19 protein-coding genes are annotated in these 20,712 nt (G+C 37.6%); 8 read left to right on the top strand and 11 right to left on the bottom strand.

Annotated features, from left to right (window positions below):
- Window positions 1-125 precede the first annotated feature (125 nt).
- The 8 genes from C3K47_RS14220 to C3K47_RS14250 all read left to right on the top strand — a co-directional run bounded on the left by C3K47_RS14220 (window position 126) and on the right by C3K47_RS14250 (window position 8,472).
- Window positions 126-1,382, top strand: a complete 1,257-nt coding sequence (locus C3K47_RS14220; protein WP_103789821.1) for an OmpA family protein — start codon at window positions 126-128, stop codon at window positions 1,380-1,382.
- Window positions 1,383-1,458: 76 nt separating this feature from the next.
- Window positions 1,459-1,599: a DUF6728 family protein gene (locus C3K47_RS19840; RefSeq protein WP_317043035.1), complete on the top strand. Its 141-nt coding sequence runs from the start codon at window positions 1,459-1,461 to the stop codon at window positions 1,597-1,599.
- 80 nt (window positions 1,600-1,679) lie between these two features.
- A complete protein-coding gene (locus C3K47_RS14225; protein WP_103789822.1) occupies window positions 1,680-2,060 on the top strand; it encodes a RidA family protein in 381 nt (126 codons plus the stop codon).
- A gap of 5 nt (window positions 2,061-2,065) precedes the next feature.
- Window positions 2,066-2,986, top strand: coding sequence for an EamA family transporter (locus C3K47_RS14230; protein WP_103789823.1), 921 nt, complete (start codon window positions 2,066-2,068; stop codon window positions 2,984-2,986).
- 11 nt (window positions 2,987-2,997) lie between these two features.
- Window positions 2,998-5,109: an ATP-dependent DNA helicase RecG gene (recG, locus tag C3K47_RS14235; protein WP_103789824.1), complete on the top strand. Its 2,112-nt coding sequence runs from the start codon at window positions 2,998-3,000 to the stop codon at window positions 5,107-5,109.
- A 38-nt stretch (window positions 5,110-5,147) separates the two neighbouring features.
- The gene (locus tag C3K47_RS14240; RefSeq protein ID WP_103789825.1) at window positions 5,148-5,624 is read left to right on the top strand and encodes a hypothetical protein; all 477 of its coding nucleotides are present in this window, start codon (window positions 5,148-5,150) and stop codon (window positions 5,622-5,624) included.
- A gap of 119 nt (window positions 5,625-5,743) precedes the next feature.
- Window positions 5,744-7,114: a M20/M25/M40 family metallo-hydrolase gene (locus C3K47_RS14245; protein WP_103789826.1), complete on the top strand. Its 1,371-nt coding sequence runs from the start codon at window positions 5,744-5,746 to the stop codon at window positions 7,112-7,114.
- Between the two features lie 77 nt (window positions 7,115-7,191).
- A complete protein-coding gene (locus tag C3K47_RS14250; protein WP_103789827.1) occupies window positions 7,192-8,472 on the top strand; it encodes an MFS transporter in 1,281 nt (426 codons plus the stop codon).
- 15 nt (window positions 8,473-8,487) lie between these two features.
- Here the strand turns inward: C3K47_RS14250 and C3K47_RS14255 are convergent, their stop codons facing one another.
- From C3K47_RS14255 to C3K47_RS14305, 11 genes are all read right to left on the bottom strand, one after another.
- Complete coding sequence (locus C3K47_RS14255; protein WP_103789828.1) at window positions 8,488-9,099, bottom strand: DUF4136 domain-containing protein; 612 nt, start codon at window positions 9,097-9,099, stop codon at window positions 8,488-8,490.
- Between the two features lie 332 nt (window positions 9,100-9,431).
- The gene (locus C3K47_RS14260) at window positions 9,432-10,052 is read right to left on the bottom strand and encodes a response regulator (protein ID WP_103789829.1); all 621 of its coding nucleotides are present in this window, start codon (window positions 10,050-10,052) and stop codon (window positions 9,432-9,434) included.
- Between the two features lie 11 nt (window positions 10,053-10,063).
- Window positions 10,064-12,958: a sensor histidine kinase gene (locus tag C3K47_RS14265; protein WP_103789830.1), complete on the bottom strand. Its 2,895-nt coding sequence runs from the start codon at window positions 12,956-12,958 to the stop codon at window positions 10,064-10,066.
- Between the two features lie 164 nt (window positions 12,959-13,122).
- Window positions 13,123-14,877 (bottom strand): ABC transporter ATP-binding protein, encoded by a 1,755-nt coding sequence (locus tag C3K47_RS14270; protein ID WP_103789831.1) that lies wholly within the window; start codon window positions 14,875-14,877, stop codon window positions 13,123-13,125.
- A gap of 140 nt (window positions 14,878-15,017) precedes the next feature.
- Window positions 15,018-15,893, bottom strand: a complete 876-nt coding sequence (locus tag C3K47_RS14275) for a helix-turn-helix domain-containing protein (protein WP_243392558.1) — start codon at window positions 15,891-15,893, stop codon at window positions 15,018-15,020.
- 94 nt (window positions 15,894-15,987) lie between these two features.
- A complete protein-coding gene (locus C3K47_RS14280; RefSeq protein WP_103789833.1) occupies window positions 15,988-16,491 on the bottom strand; it encodes a YeeE/YedE family protein in 504 nt (167 codons plus the stop codon).
- A gap of 1 nt (window position 16,492) precedes the next feature.
- Window positions 16,493-17,068 carry a YeeE/YedE family protein gene (locus C3K47_RS14285; RefSeq protein ID WP_103789834.1) on the bottom strand — a complete coding sequence of 192 codons (576 nt, stop codon included), beginning with the start codon at window positions 17,066-17,068 and terminating at the stop codon, window positions 16,493-16,495.
- A 152-nt stretch (window positions 17,069-17,220) separates the two neighbouring features.
- On the bottom strand, window positions 17,221-18,630 hold the full coding sequence (locus C3K47_RS14290) for an MBL fold metallo-hydrolase (RefSeq protein ID WP_103789835.1): 1,410 nt from the start codon (window positions 18,628-18,630) through the stop codon (window positions 17,221-17,223).
- Between the two features lie 67 nt (window positions 18,631-18,697).
- Complete coding sequence (locus tag C3K47_RS14295; protein ID WP_103789836.1) at window positions 18,698-19,330, bottom strand: methyltransferase domain-containing protein; 633 nt, start codon at window positions 19,328-19,330, stop codon at window positions 18,698-18,700.
- A gap of 2 nt (window positions 19,331-19,332) precedes the next feature.
- Window positions 19,333-19,629: a thioredoxin gene (gene trxA, locus C3K47_RS14300; RefSeq protein ID WP_103789837.1), complete on the bottom strand. Its 297-nt coding sequence runs from the start codon at window positions 19,627-19,629 to the stop codon at window positions 19,333-19,335.
- Window positions 19,630-19,780: 151 nt separating this feature from the next.
- Complete coding sequence (locus tag C3K47_RS14305; RefSeq protein WP_103789838.1) at window positions 19,781-20,575, bottom strand: sulfite exporter TauE/SafE family protein; 795 nt, start codon at window positions 20,573-20,575, stop codon at window positions 19,781-19,783.
- Between the last annotated feature and the right edge of the window lie 137 nt (window positions 20,576-20,712).

Raw genomic sequence — 20,712 nt, forward strand, 5'->3', positions numbered from 1 at the left:
TAAGAGTTAAAACTGGAATGATTTTTGGCTAAATTATGTAATTAAGGAAAAAATTCTATATTTGCATAGCATTTACGCTTAATTCATTATTAAGAACAATATATCTAACTAATATTTGATCGACTATGAACAAATCTACTTTTAAGAAGATAGCAGCTATGACGCTGGTTGCAGCATTTAGCGGTCTATCGGCGTTTGCCCAAGATGGTGGCGCGAAAGTGTTTGGCGGGACCAAACAGTTCAGAACTTGGCAAATCGGAGTAAACGGCGGTGTAGCAGCACCTGTAGTTTTCTTAGGAGGCCATAATGACTACAACGAATGGGACGCTAACTTTGGTTACGGCCTGTACATTCAAAAACAATTAACCCACGCCTTTGGTTTAAAATTAGACTATCAGGGTGGTAAAGTTGCTGGTACCTATAACGGTTCTACCAATGGTCAAGCTTTTCCTGGCTTCAGCTCGTTTTCAACCACCATTAACTATGCTATTTCATTGCAAGGTCAGGTAGACCTGACTAGCTTGTTATGGAAACGTGACAGCAAAGTGGCATTGTATCTACAAACAGGTTACGGTTTAACCGGTTACAAACCTGATTCAGAAACCCGCACTGAGCAATTTATTCCGGTTGGAGCAGGTTTGAAATTCAAACTATCTGAAGGTATTGGCTTAGACTTAGGTTACACCATGAACTTCTTGGATGCTGACAATTTGGACAGAACTTGGTTTGGTCCAAGCAATGACAAGTGGTCATACGGTTATGCTGGTTTAAACTTTGCCCTAGGAGCTAAAGAAAAGAAAAACCTGGACTGGGTAAATCCATATGCTTTGATGTATGATGAGTTGAAAGACGATCAATTACGCAAAGAAGTGGAAGCGTTAAAATCACGTGTAGCGGCTAACGAAGGTGAAGTATCGAACATTAAGAAAGATTCTGACGGCGATGGCGTATCAGATGTATTTGATAAAGAGCCTAACACTCCAGCTGGTAACGTAGTAGACGGAGCCGGTCGTACGATCGTGTTCCCAACTCCTGCACCAGTAGCAGCGGCAGTTGAGCAAAGCAACACCATTCAGTTCGACTTCAACTCCGACAAATTACGTCCAGAGTCATCAGGTGCAATTGAAAGCATGGCTAACGAGTTAAAAGCATCAGGAGGTAAAATGTTGTTAGAAGGTCACGCTTCAGAAGAAGGTACCGAAGCTTACAACATGGACTTGTCAAAACGTCGTGCTGCTTCAGTGAAAAAAGCGTTAGTGAAAGCTGGCGTAAAATCAGGTAACATCACTACTAAAGGTTACGGCGAAACTCGTCCGGTAGCATCTAACGATACTGAAGAAGGTCGTCAGAAAAACCGTCGCGTTGAATTCAAAGTACAATAGTCGTAAGAGACATAAACGTATAAAAAGGGAGTCCCGTAGATAAACGGGACTCCCTTTTTTATATTTTTGTATTCTTATGTTGTACTTCTTTCGAAAAAAAGATCCAAACCGTCCAACTAACTTTAATATAAAAGTTATGCATTGGATAAACCGAATAGCTATTATCGTGTTTTTAGCAGGAGTTATTTATAAACTTATTGAGGCAATAATGAGATAACAATCTCCTGCATCAAAAGTCTAAATCAATTAATAGTTTATGGCTGTTTATGTCTTTATTAAATAAACCTATATAATTAAATGAAATCTATAGTAAAAACTGAAAATGCTCCGGCTCCAATTGGACCGTATAATCAGGCAGTGTGGGCAGGAAATATCCTTTTTGTTTCAGGTCAAATTGCCATTAATCCGGAGTCGAATCAAATCATAATGGATAATATTTCTTCGGAGACCCATCAGGTAATGAAAAATCTTGAAGCTATTTTAACAGAAGCTGGTCTGACATTTGAAAACGTGGTTAAAACAGGGATATTTCTAAAGAACATGTCGGATTTTGCTATTGTCAATGAGGTTTATGGAAGTTACTTTACGGGAAATTATCCTGCTCGTGAGACTGTTGAGGTTGCATGCCTTCCTAAAAATGTAAATGTAGAAATATCAGTTGTAGCTGTTAAATTTTAAAACGATTGGAGCAAAATCAATCAATAAAGTACTTTCTTGCTGGAACTGCATCACCGGTTATTTGGGGTTTCTTTGCTATAGCATTAAGAAACCTTAAACATTTTCCGGCTATACAGATTTTAGATTACAGGGTATTTACCTCTTTGTTGATCCTTTTTGTCTTTATCCTTTTATTTAGGAAACAAAAAATCAGATCTGACCTGGATCATTATAGAATCAAGGTTGCGGATAAAAGGCGATTTTGGTCACTTTTATTGATCTCCAGCATATTGTTAACGGGCAACTGGCTTTCGTTTATTTACGTTATAAATAATGTAAGTGTACAATCGGGGGCGTTTGCTTATATGGTTTGCCCATTATTAACAGCTATTGGAGGATTTGTGATTCTCGGTGAAGATTTAACAAAAATAAAGTGGATTGCAATTAGCATAAGCATTATTAGTGCCGCCATCTTAGGTTCGGGCCATCTAAGCGATGTACTCTGGTCGTTCTTTATTGCCGCGCTTTTTGCAGGTTATTTAATCATCCAGCGTAGCATTCAAGGATTTGACAAGTTAAATTTACTGGCTATTCAATTAATTATTGCCTGTTTATTTATTGTTCCGCTAGAGATAATTAACCCACATTCAGTGCCCAACAGCTTGAGTTTTTGGGTTAATATTGTAATTGTGGCAGTGCTTTTTACAATCATTCCTTTGTACCTCAGTTTGTATTCAATGATTAGGATCCCGGCCTCTACAGCGGGTATCCTAATTTATATTAATCCAATTATTGCATTTGCTGTAGCGTTTTTTTATTTCCATGAGGGTTTTACTCCACAGAAACTATTATCTTACAGTTTACTTACAGTGGCAGTTATGCTTTTCAATTGGGATTATATCAAAAAGCTTATTCCTCAAACAGCTTTGAAAAGTAAAATCAGTTAAGCGTATTTTAAGTGGAAAGAAAAAGCTTTTTTGATACACCGATAGAATTCTTGAAAGGAGTTGGTCCTTCAAAAGCGGATGTGCTTAAAAAGGAGTTGAAAATTTTTACTTATGGCGACTTAATCCAGCATTACCCTTTCAGATATATTGACAGGACCCGTTTTTATCGTATTAATGAAATTTCACCTGATTTACAATATATTCAATTAAGAGGGCAAATTGTTGAAAAACAAATTTTAGGTGATGTAAGAAAGAAGCGTTTAGTAGCTACATTAAAAGATGATAGGGGTGGCCATCTAGAACTTATTTGGTTTCAAGGAATAAAGTTTGTTGAAAAGAATATTCATATAGGTAAGGAATACATAGTTTTTGGCAAGCCTAATTTTTTTAATCTAAAACCCAGCTTACCTCATCCTGAGTTGGAACTGGTTGCAGAAGCAAAAAAAGAGTTTCAAACAGCCTTGCAGCCGGTGTATTCATCTACTGAAAAGCTAAAATTATTCTTTTTAGATAGCAAGGGTTTAATGAGACTTGTCTATACTGTTTTGCAGCAAGTCGCCCAGTATATTGAAGAGACTTTACCACCCGATATTGTAAATCAGTATAAGCTGTTATCAAAAAAAGAAGCTATAATTCAGATTCACTTTCCCACCGATCCGAAGCTATTGCAACGCGCCCAGGTTCGCTTAAAATTTGAAGAATTATTTTTCGTACAGCTTCGCCTTCTTTTTAATAAACAGGTTAAGAAAAGATTGCACAATGGCAATATGTTCTCAACGGTGGGCGATCTTTTTAATTCGTTTTATAAAAATCACCTCCCATTTGAGTTAACAAATGCTCAAAAAAGAGTTGTCAAAGAAATAAGGCAAGACACTTATTCAGGCCTGCAAATGAACAGACTGCTACAAGGAGATGTTGGAAGTGGAAAAACGGTGGTAGCATTGTTGATTATGTTGCTTGCCGCAGATAATGGATTTCAGTCGTGTATGATGGCTCCTACTGAAATTTTAGCAATACAGCACTATAACTCCCTTTGTTCGCTGCTAAAGCCCATGGGTATTGATGTAGGACTTTTAACTGGATCAACACGCAAAAAGCAAAGAGAGCATTTGCACGAAGCTTTAATGAGTGGCGAACTAAAACTGTTAGTTGGTACGCATGCCTTAATTGAGGATAAGGTTCAATTTCAGAACTTGGGGATGGTAATAATTGATGAGCAGCACCGTTTTGGTGTGGAGCAGAGAGCCAAATTATGGAAGAAAAATACAAAACCTCCTCATATACTGGTAATGACCGCCACTCCGATACCTCGAACCCTGGCGATGACACTCTATGGAGATTTGGATGTTTCTATAATTGATGAGCTTCCGGCTGGAAGAAAACCAATCTCTACGCTTCATAAATTTGAAAATCACCGCTTGCGATTATTTGGCTTTTTAAAAGAGGAAATTGCCAAAGGAAGGCAGGTTTACATAGTTTATCCTTTGATTGAGGAATCGGAAAAGATGGACTATCTGGACCTGATGAATGGATATGAACATATTGCCAAAACTTTTCCGGTACCAGAATACCGAGTAAGCATAGTGCATGGGAAAATGAAGGCCCAGGAAAAGGACATGGAAATGGAGCGGTTTAAAAGAGGTGAAACACATATAATGGTTGCCACTACCGTTATTGAAGTAGGTGTGAATGTTCCTAATGCAACGGTAATGGTAATTGAAAATGCCGAGCGATTTGGTCTTTCTCAACTGCACCAGTTACGGGGTAGGGTTGGTCGGGGGGCTGAACAGTCATATTGTATTTTAATGACCAGCCATAAACTATCTTCCGAAGCAAAAATTCGGCTTGATACGATGGTGCGAACAAATAACGGTTTTGAGATTTCGGAAGTGGATCTTAAGTTACGCGGACCAGGGGATATTGAGGGAACTCAACAAAGTGGGGTGTTGGATTTAAAGCTGGCAGACTTATCAAAAGATCAACAGCTATTAATTGAAGCAAGAAAAGTTGTTGAGCAAATTTTAGAAAATGACCCTTCTTTAATTCAAGAAAAAAACTTAAACTTACGCTTATATTTTAGAAATAAAGGAGTTAATGAAATTACCTGGGAAAAGATTTCGTAACTATTTATATATTTATCGCCTAATCAAACCAATTTTTTATGAAGAAGTTTTTACTTATTTTATCATTATTAGCAGTTTTTAAATCTGGGTTTTCACAGCAATCTTCGACCGTAATTCAACAATCAGAGCGTTGGTTTAAAGGACAAAATGCGTCATATGTGAAAAAACTTACTCCTACAAATTGCGAGAAGATGGACATTATCTGGGATAAAGCGGAACAAATTTATACAGAAGGAAAAGAATATATTCGTGTACCAGTAGATGCGATCTATAAAGCAACTGGTAAGCCTAGTAAAGAGGTTCCTCCAGCACCTCAAAGTAATTTATACCTGGTAAAATCCGAGGTTGACAGTACATTTGAGTGTCTATTTGTAAAAGTCCAGTCAAATCCTGTCAAGCATCAAAATATGATTACAGTTTTAGACGGTGTAAAAGGTGAGTTTTTGGTTAAACCTTTCGATGATATATTACCTTTACCAAAGGTTAACTGGTATTTTGAACAACCAAGAGAATAGATCTTTTAAAATATACTGAAACTTTAAGTGCCCGGAAGCTAAAAACTTTCCGGGTATTTTTATTTTAGTCAATTAATAATCTTGTTGCATATAATTCTTATCTGAAATATAAAAACCTAATGAAGAAAAGTTGTTTATTAGTTGCAATTGCTTGCTTTGCTATAAGTGCTAAAGCCTCCCATATTGATTCTGCAACTGTTAGCCGTATTTATGATGAAATACTTGAAAAAGGGAGGGTTTATGAAAATCTCCATTACTTATGTAAGAATATAGGCCCAAGATTAAGTGGTTCTACTAACGCCCAAAAAGCGGTTGATTGGACGAAATCGTTAATGGAATCGTATGCTTTCGACAAAGTTTATCTTCAGGAAGTGATGGTTCCTCATTGGGAACGGGGAGCAAAAGAGAAAGCATACTTCAAACTAAACAACAAAAAACAACTTGTTGCGGTTGCTGCATTAGGTGGGTCAGTTGGAGCGGAAATGGGAATTGAAGCTGAGGTAGTTGAGGTGTATAATTTTAATCAACTTAAAGAATTGGGTGAAGAAAAGCTAAGAGGGAAAATTGTGTTTTTTAATAGACCAATGAACCCGAAAGCCATAAGAACATTTAATGCTTACGGGGAGGCAGTAAATCAGCGGGTTCAAGGGGCAACGGAGGCTGCCAAATACGGGGCTATAGGAGTTGTAGTGAGGTCAATGACTACAAGGATAGATGAGTTTCCTCATACCGGTTCATTGCGGTATGATCAAAGTATAACACAGATTCCTGCAGTGGCAATTGCTACTAAGGATGCAAACTTGTTAAGTTCAGCGATTAAGGCCCAGCCCACAACTCGGTTTTATATGAAGCTGAATTGTAAAACATTACCAGATGTTGTTTCTTATAATGTTATTGGAGAGATAAAGGGTTCTGAGCGTCCTGAGCAAATTATTACTGTAGGAGGACATCTGGATTCTTGGGATTTAGCAGAAGGAGCGCATGATGATGGAGCAGGTACCATGCAGTCGGTTGAGGTTTTAAGGACACTGAAATCATTAGGAATTAAGCCAAAGCATACCATCAGGGTGGTTTTATTTATGAATGAAGAAAACGGATTAAGGGGAGGTTTGAAGTATGCTGAAAATGCTAAACTAACCGGCGAACAACATTTGGCTGCTATTGAGTCAGATTCCGGAGGCTTAACACCAAGGGGTTTTTCTATGGATGCTTCTGCAGCTATTGTTGAAAAGGTTTTATTATGGAAGCCGGTCTTTGATGGATTTGAATTGAATGAAATTGGCGGAGGGGGAGGATCAGGTGCTGACATCGGTCCTTTAAAACCATTAGGAACTGCATTATTCGGTTTTCGGCCTGATTCACAGCGTTATTTTGATTTTCATCATGCGGCTAATGATGTTTTTGAAAATGTGAACGAACGCGAGTTGAAACTTGGGGCAGCCGCAATGACATTATTAGTTTATTTGATTGACCAAAATGGACTAAATTAGAATATTTATAGATTGAAAGGATTGAATGTTTTAGATTTGCACTACTCTTCAATCCTTTCAGTTTTAATTTATTTGTCTTGTCTTCAGAAACCTTACCTCCTCAATTAAAGCCGGATGCATTTGCATCATTACGATTCCCTGAGTTTAGATTTTATTTAGGCATGCGTTTTTTCTTAACGTTTGCTCTTCAAATGAAAGCAGTAATTGTTGGCTGGTTTATTTATAGTATAACAAAAGATACATTGTCACTCGGCATGATTGGATTGGCGGAGGCTATTCCAGCTCTTTCAGTTGCTTTGTTTGGAGGGTATGTGGCCGATAGATCCGACAAACGGAAGCTTTTACTATTTGTATTATTTACTGTATTAATGGCAGCAACGGTATTATTGTTGGTTACGCTGCCTTCAATGCATAAATCGATTGATGCTCATATATTGATCGTTGTAATTTATTCGCTGGTATTTATAGATGGATTGGCAAGAGGTTTTTTTGCGCCCGCAGCGTTTTCGTTAATGGCTTCATTGGTCCCTAAAGAACTCTATCCAAATTCATCCTCATGGAACAGTTCGAGCTGGCAATTGGCTGCAGTAGCAGGACCGGCCGCTGGAGGATTAATTTATGGCTTTTACGGCATCACTGTTACCATGTCTATTGTTCTATTGCTAATCATTCTTTCCAGCATATGCATTTTGATGTTAAGTAGTAAACCTGTTGCTCAACTTGAAAAAAAAGAATCAATTCGGAGCAGCCTTATGGAAGGGATCAGATTTGTGTTTGGAACAAAAATGATGTTGGGGGCAATGGCCTTAGATATGTTCTCTGTATTTTTTGGTGGTGCGGTAGCCTTATTGCCAGTTTTTGCAAATGATATTTTAAAGATTGGCGCAGAAGGACTTGGTATTCTTAGAGCCGCTCCCTCAGCAGGAGCGGTAATTACCATGCTGATCATGACCCGTTATACGCCGGCGGTACGTCCTTGGCGAAACCTGATAATTGCTGTGCTAGGCTTTGGACTGTCCACGATCTTATTCGGGCTTTCAAAGAATTTTTATTTATCAATATTCTTTCTCTTTTTAATAGGAGCCTTTGATAGTATAAGTGTTATTATCCGATCAACAATTTTTCAATTACTTACGCCTGATCACATGAGAGGAAGGGTGTCGGCTGTGAATACAATGTTTATTGGGTCCTCCAATGAAATTGGCGCATTTGAATCAGGGGTTACCGCTAAATTAATGGGGTCTACTCCAATTGCAGTTGTTTTCGGTGGCACAATGACCATGTTAATTGTGGCGGGCACTTATTTGAAAACCCGAAAACTCTGGCCTTTAAAATTGTCGGGGCGAGATTTTATATAAAATCCGATTCTATCTTTAGGTTGATTTCTTCTTCTTTTTAGTAGCGGTAGTTTTCTTTTTAAAGGAATTAGGAGGCAGGTATTTTCCATTAGTTGGAAAATCAGTAAAGGCCTCTTTAAACATTGCATCAATCACCCGCTGAGAATCGCGGGTAAAGAATCGATCATAGCCTACGGCCACCCAAACCGGTTTATTTGTTTTTGGGTTGATTAACGCTAAAATAAGCACACCTTCCGGGCGATCATCATCAAGCCATTCGGTGCTTGAATTTTCAATAATTCCCTTTGGTAAATGAAATTGCGGACCATACCGAGCCAGGTTTGATTGTGTTTGAACTCCTCCAAGAAAGGTGAAAATCAATTGGCCTTTAAGTGCGTCAAAAGTTAAATGATGTTGGTAAAAATTGGTTTCAAATACTGCCTGTATATTGCTGTTGGCACTCTCGCGATTTATGGTATCTCGATTTACCAGTACTTTTCCGGGTCTAAACCGATAAGTTTTTATCGAAGAAAAATCGAATAAAGAATCGCGGAATATTTTTACTGTTTGTGCATTGGTGTTAGTAACGAGGAGGAGAAAAAGGAATAGGAAGAATGCTTTTCCTTTTACTAGAAGAGATACCATCATAGAGCAAGATTTAGAACCTATTTAAGTTATTCAAAAAATAAGTTCTTTCAAACAGTTTTAATTTTTCTAATAAAACTTATTTATACTATGCAATTAAGGCTTATACTTAAAAGGATGTTTTTGAATAGGTAATCCGGTTATTAGCGCTTTTCGCTTGAAATAGTATTCACAGGTAGATGTTATTCAAGTTGTTGTACTTTTAGAAAGAATAAATTTAAAGCTTCCCAATTGTTTTAGATAACCAAAAACGTTTTTATAAGTAGATGTTCAACAGTTCAAATTTAATGGGATAAGAGGACTCAGAAAATACTCCTATGGGAGTATTTTAGAAGTTATAACAAGCGACTTTTTTTCAATGCTTCGATCTTATTCTGAACTTCAAGTTTCGAATAGATATTACGCATATGCTTTTTGATTGTTAAATTACTTAGGTGTAGTTTATCAGCAATTTCTTTGTATGACAAGCCTGTTGCGGTAAACTCAAGAATCTCCCGCTCTCTTTGCGTTAGTAATTGCTCTGCAGTATCCGTTTCAATTGGTCGGTGAAATGATCCGATAACTTTTCGGGCTATATATGGACTCATCGGTGCACCTCCTTTTATTAAGTCGTTCAGGGCATTCAATATATCATCAATTCCACTATCCTTCAAGATGTATCCATCAGCTCCATTTTTAAGGGCTGAGAATATGCTGTCGTCATCGTCATGGATGCTGCATACCAAAAAACGGATATCAGGATATTTTTTCTTCAGTTCAGAAATTAACTGAATTCCGGTAATACCAGGCAAAGAAATATCGACAATTAGGATATCGGGGAGGTTGTCTTTAATATTAACAAGTGCATCTTCGCCTGATCGGTAAGTACATTGCCAATTAAATGACCCGGTTTGTTCTATTACCTGGCGCATTACATCTGCATAAGTTTTATTATCCTCAACAATTGAAATTTTCATACTCACTAAACTTAAAAAGGTATCTCAATTAATACAGTTGTTCCATTTTGATTTTTAAACTTGATTTTTCCACCAAGAGTGATAATGCGTTGCTGCATATTATGCAGACCATTTCCATCTTTTGATTCAGTATTGTTAAAACCAATGCCATTGTCCTGAATGCTAATTAGCAACATATTGCCAATTATATTTATAGTTAGCCGTACGTCTGGCGATTCAGAATGTTTTAAAACATTGTGCAGGGCCTCTTTTATGGTTAAATAAATATGTCTTCTTTTTTCGCCGTTTAAGATTACCTGGGGCACTCTTTCCGGTAGTATCGATTTAAAAGTAATAGGGCTGTTAGCAAACAGTTCCTCGGCTCTTCTGTGAATATAGCCCAGCAGATTTTCCAAAGAATCATTTTCACTACTTAAACTCCAGATCACCTCCCGCATTTTTTGTGATAATTGGCTAACATTGCTATGAATATTTTGAAGATCGGTAGCAACCACTTCTTCTTTTTCATGTTTGCGTTTTGCCATTTCGGCCATGATTCTAATGCCCGATAAACTAGCCCCTAGCTCATCATGAATATCAGCGCTAATCCGCTGTCGTTCCTGCTGAATGGCCAATTCTTTTTCGAAAAATAATTTTTGTTGTTTTAGTCTATTTAGGAAATATCTTCTTACTAAAAAGAGAATTATTAAGAGGGTCGATCCAATTTCAAGAATTAAATAGGGTGTTTTAAGCCACCATGGCTTTTCTATTAAAAATGAATACCGATTAACCGCACTTTCAAGATTCTCGGCCGTATTTACCGCCTTTGATTCCATTACATATTCCCCAGGCTTTAATGAAATAAAGCTGATGGGCTGATCGATACTGGAGGTATATTGCCAACTGCTGTCGTTAGCACCAATTAATCGATAACCTATATGGATTGATTGGGAATTACTATAAGCGGATGTTTGATAATAAAAGCGAATATTCGACTGAGTATAATGAAAATACAGCGAGTCAGTAGTTACTGTGTCTGATCCATTAACAATAGCATATTCCATTTTTATATTCGGATGACTTTTTCTTTGCTTGCTTTTGGGCAGTTCAAATATCCCCTCTGTTGTCGTCATCCAAATATTCCCTTTAACCTCATCAATATCCAATACATTGCCCGGACTAATATCTGGTAAAGAATAAGAGGCAACTATGCTTTCTTTTTCAGGATCGAAAACCTGGATACCATTAGAGCTGAGAAGACATATTTTATCATTTACTTGTTTTAAGTGAAGAATTGGTCCAGAGAAGATAAGGTTATTGTTTTTTATTGGGCGAATACCAGCGTTATTGTAAATAAGAAGTCCTTGTGCGAATGTTCCAATAAATATCTTGTCGGGATAAGACAAAAATGTATTAGAATTAATCTGCGTATTCTTAAAGGTTAATTTTTTTAGCTGATTGTTGTCGTATTCAAAAACACCGTCTTTAAAAGAACATAGTATTTTATGATTAAAGGAAGCATAGCTTACTGCCTTGCAGCGTTTAAATATCAATGAGTAAAACCCATCTGAGAACTCAATGGGTTTAATATTCGGTAGCTTTTTTTGTAAAATAGAACACTGATATTTATCCTGTCGATGAAGGATATCGGGAGTGGATACATTTAAAGATGTTGCCGTGGCTAGTAAAACAAAATCTTTACTAATAGCAAGGTCTTTGATCACGCCTAAAGCCGATAGCTGAGTTACTTTACAGTTATTTAAGTTGAACAAGAAAAGACCAATAGAACTGCACACAAATACAGAAGAATTATCATACTGAAAAATATTTTCAACCGCACCCACTCCGCTGGCAAGAGGCACTTTTGTGGTAATATGTTTAGTTAAATCCTTTACAAAGAAATCTCCGCGATGCGTTCCTATAAGTGTTTTGTTCGAAACGTTAAAAATGGTTCTTACAAAATCTCCTTTTTCCAGTGCTATTTTAGGGTCAATTTTTTTGAATTCATTAGCGTACTTAACTAAAAGACCTTCCTTTAAGCTACTAAACCATTGATTACCCTCATGGTCTGTAACCAGGTCTGTTAGGTTATAACCATCTATTTTAAGCTCCCTATTAAGCGTTCGACTTGACTTTTTAGAATTAAGCCACTGCTCGCCATTTCTGAAGCTTATGGTATTAATGAAATCATTTGCTTTTGTGGTGTCGATAAGCCTTAGCTTATTTCCTAAAAGCTTATATCGTAAGCAAATGGCTTTTGGGTTGATAAAAGCAAAAATAGTGTCGTTTGAGCTATCAGGATTAAATGTTACCAGATCAAATTTATCCCTGTTGAAGTTAAAGCAATAATTCAGTCGAGTAAGTTTATTGCCACCTTCATACAGATAGCAATACTGCCCTCCTGCAATTAGGATTTTATTGCCGACTTTGGTTATTGATCCAAACTTATTTGGACAAAGGAGGTATTTGGCTTTTTTCTTCTTAATGTCATAGGCAAAAAGACCTCTGTTTGATGTGGCAAGCAACAGGTCTTTCCAGATGATCATTCGGGGAAATGAAGTTTCTTTAGTATAATCAAATTGCCAAAGCAGGTTCATTTTCCCCTTTTCTATATAGAATATCTGCCCATTGAAATTGTGACACCAAATTCTTCCTTCACTGTCTTCAGTGAGATCGCTGACTGCTAATGCTGTTTGCTGATTATTGGAGTAATGCGTAAATGATTTTCCGTTAAAAGAACTTAATCCATAGTCATGTCCGATCCATAACAAACCTTGCTTGTCAACAAGTAAGTCATAAACTTCATTGGTGGGCAATCCTTTAATTTTACGCAATTCAATTGCCTGTGCATTCGAAGCAAAGGCAATACAACCCAGTAAAAGAGTAAGAATGAAAAATAAAGCCTTTCGACAATTAAAATTGGTCATTTAATAGCAACTAGGGGAGCGCAAATGGATAGATGTGCAATTAACTACATTTTATTTAAAGAATGAATTGAAATTAGATAGAGATGGAAATTTTAGCTTAAATGTAAAATATAAAAGCCCATGCAAATTTAGGCTGCATGGGCTTTTATATTTAATATCAATGGTTAATCTAGCACTTCTTCCCGTTCTCCTATTTGCTGTCTCCACATGGCGTAATAAAGACCTTTTTGCTCTAGTAATTCATGGTGTTGCCCCGCCTCTATGATCTTTCCTTTCTCTAAGACAAAGATTCTATCGGCATGCATAATGGTGCTTAAGCGGTGGGCAATAAGTATGGTAATATGTTCAGCCCTGTTAGATACTTCGCGAATTGTTTTGCCTATTTCTTCCTCGGTTAATGAATCCAGAGAAGAAGTGGCCTCGTCGAATACCAATAGATCAGGCCGACGTAATAGCGCCCTGGCTATTGATAAGCGTTGCTTTTCGCCTCCTGAAACTTTTACACCCCCTTCTCCAATTAAGGTGTCTAAACCCTTGTCGGCACGGGCAAGCAGCGTATGACAGGCTGCTTTCTGTAAAACGTCCATACATTCTTCGTCCGTGGCATGTGGGCGAACGAATTTCAGGTTCTCACGAATTGTTCCGGCGAAAAGTTGTGTTTCTTGAGTTACAAACCCAATCCGTTCACGTAACTCGTCTAAATCAATCTTGCTGCTATCTGTGTTATTGTATAAAATCCTTCCTTCCAGCGGTTGATATAAACCTACAAGCAGTTTTACCAGGGTTGATTTTCCGGCGCCCGATGGTCCTACAAAAGCAATGGTGTCGCCTTGCTCAACATCAAATGATATATCAGATATGGCGTTTCTGTTTGCGGATTGATGCTTGAAGGTTACTTCATTAAAATCAAGTTTTTGGATCTTTGCAAGATGAACAGGATGAGAAGGCTTTACATCTTTTTTGGTATTCAGAATTTCTTCAAAATTACCTAATGAAACTTCTGCTTCACGATAAATATTAATGATATTTCCTAGTTCTTGTAATGGTCCAAAAATGAAAAACGAATAGAACATTAAAGAGAAAAACTGCCCAATAGTAATTTGCTCTCTGAAGATTAAGTACATCATAAGAAAAATAATAGATGTACGGAGTAAATTTACTGTTGTACCTTGTATAAAGCTTAAGCTTCTTATGTATTTAACTTTTTTAAGTTCGAGGCCTAAAATTTTAACGGTTGTTCCGTTTAAGCGTTCAATTTCCTGATTGGCCAACCCAAGTGATTTAATCAATTCAATGTTCCTCAGCGATTCTGTCGTTGATCCCGCCAATGCTGTTGTTTCAGAAACAATTGTTTTTTGCATTTTTTTGATGCGTTTACTCAGCACTGAGCTCAAAAAACCCAGGATAGGTATAACCAATATGAACATTGGTGCAATAATCCAATGAACTTTAATGGCATAAACGGTTACGAAGATGATCCCGATGATTGAGGTAAACAGCACATTTATAAAGGTGGTTATCAGCTTTTCTACATCAGTTCGTACTTTTTGTAATTTTCCTAAAGTTTCACCACTACGCTGATCTTCAAATACCTGGTAAGGAAGCTCCAAAGAATGGGCTAATCCGTCACTATACATTTTTGCGCCCATTTTTTGGATGATCACATTAGCAAAATAGTCTTGAAAGTTTTTAGCCACCCGCGATACAAAGGCAACTCCTACTATTGCCAATAAGAAGAAGCCAACACTATTCAAAAATTGAGAGGTATTCCATTCTTTAAAATGAGGAACTGATTCATCAAGAAGCCTACCAAAAAAGTAGGGATCGAGCATTGAAAAGCCCTGGTTAATAGCAGCCAGCAATAAAGCCAGCAATAAAAGGCTTTTATAATTTTTAAGATAAGAGAAAAGTATCTTCATGCAAATGGTTGATTATTCAAAACAAAACTTACAGCATAAAATATTATTTAGGCCAAAAATGTTTTGCTTTTTTTAATTTGGAGATACAAAGGTAGAAAATTACGTGAAGTGACTGCCGTAAATATACTCAAATGGCAACCTTAGAGTTGTTGTTTTCTGAACTCATCGGGACTAACTCCGGTGTATTTTTTAAAGAAACGGCTAAAATAGGCATTGTCTTCAAAGTTCAAGTCCCAGGCAATTTCGCTGATGGTTTGGCCTGAGTTAACCAGCATTCGTTTGGCTTCTAACAGAATCCGATCCCGAATAATTTCTCCAGCTGATTTGCCTGTTGCGTTGGTTACTACGGAATTTAAATGATTAGGAGTGAGGAAAAGCAGTTCCGCATATTCTTTAGGCAATTTCTTCGATTTAAAGTGTACCTCGATCAATTTCTCAAAGTTTCGGAGTAATGTATAATTGTACTTGGTGGCCTCGGTTTGTTTTTCAGGTTGGCATGCTCTTGCCAACACCACTAACAGTTGTAATAACAAGGCCCGTAAGTAATCATTTTTAAAATCACCATCACTTTCGTGCTCTTGCTTTATATGTGCAAAAAGCGATAGAAGCGTTGGTTTAATTTCTTCCTTCGCCATAATTGTTGCCCGTTGGGTCATGGAGTTGAAGAAAGGAAAATCGTTTAAAAAATAGGGGTTATAACAAACGGCAGTGAAAAAGCTTTCATCAAAATTGATAAGGAAACCCTCAATGTCATGACTAAAACTCCAGGAATGAATTTGTCCTGGCGAAAGAAAAAACAATTGCCCTGCTTGCGCATCATAGGTTTTAAAATCTACCGTGTATTTACCAGTACCCGATGAAATATACATTAACTGGTAAAAGCTATGCCGATGAGGCATTACCAAAGCTTTATGGTGCTGAAGAAAAGTGCTCAGGCTGCATGCCATAAAATCTTTAGTACAGTTCTCTATTCCAAAGAAATTACAAATGCTGTAGGTGGGAATTCTTGTCGACACAGATCAAATTATTTAAACACGAATTAGGGCGAATGTACACTAATTACACTAATTGGGTTTAGTGTATTTTGTTCAATTCGAGAAATTAGTGTTCCTAATGAGGAAGTTTATCTCTAAGCAATCCATACACCCATGTTCCGGCAATTGCGCTCAATAAAGTAACAGTTATTACAAAAAAGCCACTGCCTATTTGAGCAAACAAAGGTCCCGGACAAGCGCCGGTTAAAGCCCAACCTAACCCAAATAGTAATCCACCAATAATTTGTCCTTTATTAAAGGTTTTTGGATGAAAGATCACTTTTTCGCCACTAATGGTTCTTATGTTAAAACGTTTAATTAACCATACGGAAATAACACCTACTATAACCGCTGACCCAATTACACCATACATATGAAATGATTGTAAACGGAACATTTCCTGAATACGAAACCATGAAACAATTTCGGCCTTAATGAACACGATTCCGAATAATACCCCGATTACCAGGTACTTAAGATTAGCGCTGAAGCCTTCAAATGTAGCTTGTTCGTTTGCCGCTTCGCATTCAACCGGATGTTCAATTGTAAATTCTTCTTGCTCTGAAATATTACTTATCATGTTAAAACAAATTGAAGATTTGCGGTAAAATCAACCAGGTCATTATAAAACCACCAAGCATAAATGCAATTGTAGCTACTAATGAAGGCCATTGAAGATTTGACAAGCCCATAATGGAATGGCCTGAAGTACATCCGCCGGCATATCGGGTTCCGAATCCAACTAAAAAACCTCCAAGTACAAAAAAGAAAAGACCTTTTAAGCTAAACAGGTTTTCGAAACTGAAAATATCAATTGGTAAAAGATGACTGAAATCTTTTACTCCGAGTTGCTGTAAATCAGCAACCGTTTGCGGATTTAGTTGAACAGGATTTGGGTTAGCCAAAAGAATACTGGCGATGAATCCGCCTATAGCAATGCCTGCAACAAAGAATAAGTTCCACACTTCCTTTTTCCAGTTATAGGTAAAAAAAGGAATTTTTGAAGGAAAACAGGCGGCACAGATGTGTCTTAATGAAGAACTTATGCCGAATGATTTGTTGCCAACCAACAGCAAAGCAGGAACAGTTAATCCAATTAATGGTCCGGCCAAATACCATGGCCAAGGCTGCTTGATGAAGTTTAAAACGGAGTCCATTAAAAATTAGTTTATTTCTTGCTAAAACTACAAAAAACAAAGTTTTGAAGTGTATGAAATGGAGCAGGATGGGCTAAATACTAATTTTACGAATTGATCGAATTGCACAAACATTCATGGAAAACGATCAATTCGTAAAAATTGGTGATTATCTATTTCTGAAGCTTGCTTTGGCAAACAAAATCAGTTTTTGGAATTTCAGTTTTTGCAAGAGCAGCAAAACCACCTGCCACTTCAGTAAAGTTGTTAAATCCACGTGCTTTTAAGATCGAAGCCGTGATCATTGAACGATAACCACCAGCACAGTGAATATAATAATGCGTTTTATGATTCAATGTAGGCATCCATTCATTAATTAAATCAAGTGGTTTATTATAAGCCTCTTCAACGTGCTCGGCGCGGTATTCACTTTCTTTACGCACATCAAAAACAACCGTTTCATCCTTTTTAAAACGATGAGTGAATTCTTCCGCAGAAATGCTATCAATGGTTTCTATGTCTTTACCTGCGTTTTTCCAAGCCTCAAAGCCACCAGCCAGATGACCCATAGTACTATCATACCCCACACGAGCCAAACGTGTTACCGCTTCCTCTTCCCGTCCAATATCAGTGATTAATAAAATTGGGTGTTTAAGGTCGGTTATTAGCGCACCAACCCATGCCGCAAATTGACCATCTAAGCCTATATTTATAGAGTTTGGAATAAAACCCTGTGCAAATTCAACAGGTTTACGTGTGTCCAAAATAAGGGCATCTTCGCCTTCTGCCGCGGCCTCAAACTCTTCGGGAGAAAATGCTTTGGCTCCCTGGCTTAAAACTTCATCAATGCTTTCATAACCTTTTTTATTTAAAAGGGCATTTTTAGGAAAATATTGAGGAGGAGGAGCAATGCCATCCAAAACTTCTTTAATGAACTGCTCTTTGCTAATGGTTCTTAAAGCATAGTTCACTTCCTTTTGATGGCCAAGAGTGTCCCAGGTTTCTTTACTCATGTTTTTGCCGCATGCCGAACCGGCACCATGCGCTGGGTAGATGATCAGGTCATCAGGCAAAGACATTACTTTATTTCTCAACGAATCATAAAGTAATCCTGCTAAATCTTCGCTAGTTAAGTCAGATTTCACTGCCAAGTCAGGACGGCCAACATCACCTATAAATAAGGTGTCACCGCTGAACAAGCAATGGTATTTTCCTGTTTCATCGATAAGTAAAAAGCAACTTGATTCTAAAGTATGGCCAGGAGTGTGTAATACTCGAATGGTTACATCTCCAATTTTGAACTCTTCGCCGTCTTTTGCGATGTGTGATTCAAAACCAGTTTCAGCAGTTGGTCCATACACAATGGTAGCTCCGGTTTTTTTTGCCAGATCAACGTGACCCGATACAAAGTCGGCATGGAAATGCGTTTCAAAAACGTATTTGATCGTTGCCCCTTCTTTTTCAGCCTTTGCAATATATGGTGCAACTTCTCTTAAAGGATCAATAATGGCTGCTTCGCCATTTGATTGTATATAATAAGCGCCCTGCGCTAAACATCCGGTATATATTTGTTCTACTTTCATGGTACCCCCTATCCCCCTAAAGGGAAAAATTTTTAATTGTTGTTGTTTTAATTGTTATAGCATTGTCCTAAAAGTCCCCTGAAGGGGATTTAGGGGTTAAGTTTATAAAAAGCTCTGAACCTGCACGAGGCTTTACGGAGTTATAACATTCAGTTGTGTTGTTTAGTTCGAAAAATGGGTGGAACAAGATTTTATACTCTTCTTTTGTTCCGCCAAATGGTGGTCCTGGCTGGTCGAAATTGCGGTTAAACAGCACTCCAACTAACTTTCCTCCGGGGGTCAAAAGATGTTGTGTCTTTTCAGCGTATTTTGCCCGTAATGAAGGATTTAAGGCGCAGAAAAAGGTTTGTTCAAGTATAATGTCATATTTCCCCGATAGCTCAAAGAAATCGCCAGTAATAATATTTAAGCCATTGTCTAGCCAGTGCGTAAGCTTACTTTTTAACTGATCAGTTAAGGTTGTTGAAATATCAATTAAGGTTACGTTTGAAAAACCTTGTTCAAGTAAATATTCAGCTTCGTAGGCGTTGCCACATCCTGGTATTAATATCGAAATTGACTTATTAGTTAACTGGTCGATATACGCCTTTAATGGAGGCGAAACTGTTCCTAAATCCCAACCAGTTTGATCTGTTTGATATCGATTATCCCAGTATCCGGCATTTAACGTTAAATCGGCAATTGAATGATCTTCTTTCATGACTAAACATGTGATTTAAGAATGTTTTCAAGCTGGCCTGCAGGTACAACTCCGGACTGCCGCCATATAATTTCGCCATTTTTAAACAAAATTAATGTAGGTACACCCAAAACATTGAACGCTGAAGCGGCAGAGGGATTCTTGTCGACATCAACTTTGATAATCGTTACCGACTCACCGATTTTTCCTTTTACCTCTTCTAATATTGGCGACATCATTTTACAAGGACCACACCAGGTTGCAAAAAAGTCGACCAACACTGGAGCGTCTGATTTAATTATTTCTGAGAACGTAGCCATAATTTTAGATTGAAATTGATTAGTTAATGCTGTACCTGGTTTAATCGCAGGTTTTTTTGATTTTTTTGGTCGCCTTTATTGTGTAAGGCGGCCATGGTTAGCCAGAAAATTAAATTAGCAAGACCCACCAGCAACAGTTTTTTCTTTGATCTCATCGTAAAAACAACTCTTTAATAATTATGAATGACCCCATGATCAATACAAACCAACCAAAGGCGGGTTTTAGCTTTTCATTGCTCACTTTTTTTGATAATGCACTGCCAATTAAGATACCTACTGCGGCAATTCCGAAGAATTTGAGCATAAAACCCCAATCTGAAGCCTGAATGCCTACGTGATTACTCAAAAAGCCAACAAAAGAATTGATAACAATAATTACCAACGATGTTCCAATGGCTTTTTTAATCGGCAAATTTGCCATGAGCACCAGTGCAGGAATGATCAAAAAGCCACCTCCGGCTCCAACTAATCCTGTCAATTCTCCTACAAACAATCCTTGGGCAATTAACAATGAACTTTCTGGGGAAACTGGTTTTTGTTCATCGCTGTATTTAGGTTTTTTGATCATTGAGAATGCCGCGAATAGCATGACAACTGCAAAAATGAGCAGCAAAAACAAGGATTTGCTCACCGTAATGTTTCCCATGATAAAAACCGTATCGGGGATCAGTTTTACCAGGAAACTGCGGGTAACAAATACTGAGATAACGGAAGGTATACCAAACAACATAACACTTCGCCAATCAACATTTCCTTGTTTAAGGTGACTGATGGAACCCACAGCACTTGTTAAACCCACAATAAAAAGTGAATAAGCGGTTGATTGAACGGTATCAATATTAAATAAGTACACAAGTATAGGAACCGTTAAAATGGAGCCTCCTCCGCCAATTAAGCCAAGGGTTAAGCCCATTATTATAGCACCTACGTATCCGATTATCTCCATTCTGTATTTATTGATTTAGGAGATGCAAATTTGTGGAATATTCGGGAGGGATAGCTTGACTATAAAAGTTGTTTTGTTGCACTTTTTACTGATGGGCTTTAATCTCGACAGGCTAAGTAGGGTTTAAGCCAAACAAA

Origin of the sequence: Solitalea longa (genome assembly GCF_002920915.1) — a bacterium.
Classification (GTDB): domain Bacteria; phylum Bacteroidota; class Bacteroidia; order Sphingobacteriales; family Sphingobacteriaceae; genus Solitalea; species Solitalea longa.

What these genes read in the sequence shown, in the direction of transcription:
- C3K47_RS14220 (WP_103789821.1), top strand. Translation starts at nt 126, where the DNA reads ATGAACAAATCTACTTTTAAGAAGATAGCAGCTATGACGCTGGTTGCA.
- C3K47_RS19840 (WP_317043035.1), top strand. Translation starts at nt 1,459, where the DNA reads ATGTTGTACTTCTTTCGAAAAAAAGATCCAAACCGTCCAACTAACTTT.
- C3K47_RS14225 (WP_103789822.1), top strand. Translation starts at nt 1,680, where the DNA reads ATGAAATCTATAGTAAAAACTGAAAATGCTCCGGCTCCAATTGGACCG.
- C3K47_RS14240 (WP_103789825.1), top strand. Translation starts at nt 5,148, where the DNA reads ATGAAGAAGTTTTTACTTATTTTATCATTATTAGCAGTTTTTAAATCT.
- C3K47_RS14245 (WP_103789826.1), top strand. Translation starts at nt 5,744, where the DNA reads ATGAAGAAAAGTTGTTTATTAGTTGCAATTGCTTGCTTTGCTATAAGT.
- C3K47_RS14255 (WP_103789828.1), bottom strand. Translation starts at nt 9,099, where the DNA reads ATGATGGTATCTCTTCTAGTAAAAGGAAAAGCATTCTTCCTATTCCTT.
- C3K47_RS14260 (WP_103789829.1), bottom strand. Translation starts at nt 10,052, where the DNA reads ATGAAAATTTCAATTGTTGAGGATAATAAAACTTATGCAGATGTAATG.
- C3K47_RS14265 (WP_103789830.1), bottom strand. Translation starts at nt 12,958, where the DNA reads ATGACCAATTTTAATTGTCGAAAGGCTTTATTTTTCATTCTTACTCTT.
- C3K47_RS14270 (WP_103789831.1), bottom strand. Translation starts at nt 14,877, where the DNA reads ATGAAGATACTTTTCTCTTATCTTAAAAATTATAAAAGCCTTTTATTG.
- C3K47_RS14280 (WP_103789833.1), bottom strand. Translation starts at nt 16,491, where the DNA reads ATGATAAGTAATATTTCAGAGCAAGAAGAATTTACAATTGAACATCCG.
- C3K47_RS14285 (WP_103789834.1), bottom strand. Translation starts at nt 17,068, where the DNA reads ATGGACTCCGTTTTAAACTTCATCAAGCAGCCTTGGCCATGGTATTTG.
- C3K47_RS14290 (WP_103789835.1), bottom strand. Translation starts at nt 18,630, where the DNA reads ATGAAAGTAGAACAAATATATACCGGATGTTTAGCGCAGGGCGCTTAT.
- C3K47_RS14295 (WP_103789836.1), bottom strand. Translation starts at nt 19,330, where the DNA reads ATGAAAGAAGATCATTCAATTGCCGATTTAACGTTAAATGCCGGATAC.
- trxA (WP_103789837.1), bottom strand. Translation starts at nt 19,629, where the DNA reads ATGGCTACGTTCTCAGAAATAATTAAATCAGACGCTCCAGTGTTGGTC.
- C3K47_RS14305 (WP_103789838.1), bottom strand. Translation starts at nt 20,575, where the DNA reads ATGGAGATAATCGGATACGTAGGTGCTATAATAATGGGCTTAACCCTT.